The sequence below is a fragment of the Methylobacterium isbiliense genome (genome assembly GCF_022179325.1).
Lineage (GTDB): Bacteria > Pseudomonadota > Alphaproteobacteria > Rhizobiales > Beijerinckiaceae > Methylobacterium > Methylobacterium isbiliense.
Genome location: NZ_BPQQ01000164.1, coordinates 1 through 2,328, shown reverse-complemented (window position 1 = coordinate 2,328; position 2,328 = coordinate 1). Strand labels below are relative to the sequence as shown.

Annotated in this window: 1 protein-coding gene and 1 pseudogene; both read right to left on the bottom strand. The window is 50.8% G+C overall.

Features of this window, described 5'->3' with window-relative positions; genetic code table 11:
• Positions 1-69: 69 nt before the first annotated feature.
• Positions 70-1,842: an RNA-dependent RNA polymerase family protein gene (locus tag MFF61_RS34160; RefSeq protein WP_238208419.1), complete on the bottom strand. Its 1,773-nt coding sequence runs from the start codon at positions 1,840-1,842 to the stop codon at positions 70-72.
• Positions 1,843-1,923: 81 nt separating this feature from the next.
• A pseudogene (locus tag MFF61_RS34155) lies at positions 1,924-2,328 on the bottom strand (hypothetical protein); the annotation flags it as partial.

Here is a 2,328-nt window from a genome sequence, read left to right as displayed (position 1 = left end):
AGGTTTGAGTTGGGATGTAATTCATGGTGTCTGTAATACGTGGTCTTTAGATGTAGTGTAATCCTGCATCTATTTAGGACCGCCGTACAGATGTATAATGGGACCTCTTATTTTCCTAAAAGACTTCAAATTCTTAGACAGCGTGGACATCGCTCTAGTGATGTTCCCGACGCCACTGACTTGGTATCTTGAGCTCAGTGCCACGTCTAATTCTTCTCTCAATCCTATGCGGGACCACTTAACTGTTTCGTCTTTTAGTGCCCTTCTTCTGTCTTCATCCTGGTTGTCGTCCGCTGGGAGCGGTTTCCCGAGTTTGAACAGCCTCTTTAACGGGTCTGCAACCCTACACGCTGTACCGGCGACACTGTCGTACAGGATGAATCCTCCACAAAAGTACGGTGGTTTCTCACACATTGTGGCATCGATGATCTTTACTTCCATGTTGACCCAACTCGCACACCTTTCTGCCATTAGCGGGTCTGACCTCACGCCGTGCACTATGTTGTCATCACCTATGAAGGCGGCGCACGCCGAGGACGATAATTTGTCGCGTAAGACGCGGCACGCTATGACAATGTTCAGCAGCGTGTTGATGAAGAGTGTAAGAAACATTCCTGACTTCATCATAGCACCGAATTTAAATCTTGTACCGGTAGGTAGATGCACACTCGTGATCTCACCAAACGCAGCTTCGATAAGGTCCAGCAGTTCTTGGTCGACCCCGAGGTCTTCCAGAAGCATTAGCGCCGTTAGCGCTAAGGAGTCGTCTTGGCTCTTATCGAAGGATGCGATATCTGTCTCCAGTACAGCATCTCCCGGTTGAAAATGTGCCGCTATGATGGCATCAAAGTCCTCCGCCGACATGTCAAACAGAGTGTGAATGTTCGGGGTCAGAACGGCTTTTAGCCGCCTGACTAACTCTCTGTGGATTCCGCATAAATATGCCGTGGCCAATGGTTCCGCCGCTTGAATCACTTGCACTTTAGGCCTTTCTTCGGTATGCTTGGTGCCTGGTGTAACTTTCACATCTCTCTTCATATCCATCACGAAGCGGTCCATTGGCACCTCCTGGAGCGGCACCAGGTTATGCGTCTTGGCAAAAAGGGCAGCAGCCTTTGGACCCTTGAGTTTAGCCACGTACGTCGTTATGTTTTCGGTGGTGATCCGTATAGGATTGTCTTTAAATTCTTGCCAATATTCGCCGGTACAGGCGTATTTTTTGAAGCTTTCTACGTTAAACACCGCAGAGTCCATGGTTGGTAATTCTCTCATTTGGGTGACATTACAATTTCTTTTAGTGGCCGCGGCTAGCACGTTTTGTAACGTGTTTTGGAAAGGGGAAGGTACTGCGCTCCTGATTTGTGGTTGGTGGTATGCGTGGTGCTTAGGGTAACATCTTAGTTTGGCCGGGCAGAACGTAGCTCTGTCGAGGCAGCTTTCAGAGCCGTCGACCAAGTCCAGATAAGCATCATACTCATCGGTTATCTGGTAGTTCGCCACGGTCGGATAATTCTCCTCTAAGAAAGAGTTACAGGCGGCCACAGCCACTTCCGGATCGCTCAGGCTGTCATCCACCGATGGTGAGTACACAGGTCTAGGGTACTTGCTGGTGTACGTGGGTACTTTGTCGGTTTGCTCATGGAGGTACATCTTTGCTCCTTCGCGTAGTCTTTCTACAATTAATGCCTTCATGTTCTCTACTTTCCTCGACTGGTACCTGCTCTTATTCGCTTCTGTCGGGGCCATCTGCATCTTTGCCTGGAGTACCTTCTCTTTCTCTCCGTCAAATGCCGGCGGGTATATGCGTTCGTCTTCATGGGCATACAGAGTCTCGCATGGCAATTCATGTTGCCTTACGGACTTCTGCTGTAGGTGACCCGGGCCAGTGTCAGACGAAAAGATATACGCGCCAGCCCTGCCTAGTCAGGACTGGTTAAAGTCGATGTCACCGAACTGTATTCCTGTGCTGACATCTCGGTCCCTGGTGTTCCGGCGGCGTGGCTCCAAGTCACCGAATTGGATGTCTAGGTCTTCCGGCTCCCACGGTAACTCAACCGGTACCCTGGGAACGAAATCCTCGGGGTTATGCGGAGGTGTGGTGCCAGTGGTTCTTCTCTTTCTTGGTGCCGGGATAGGAGCTTCCGGTTCTAATGGAGGTTCGGTAGCGACCTTACGAACACTGGGGGCTGGGACTGGCATTGTAATGGCCCGCCGTGCCGGGACTGGGATAGCGCGTATGTCTGTCGTCGCGACCCTCTCCATGACCATGATCTCTGCTTGCTGTATCACGTACGGCTCGATCTCCTCGGTGACTTCCAGATCCTGTCT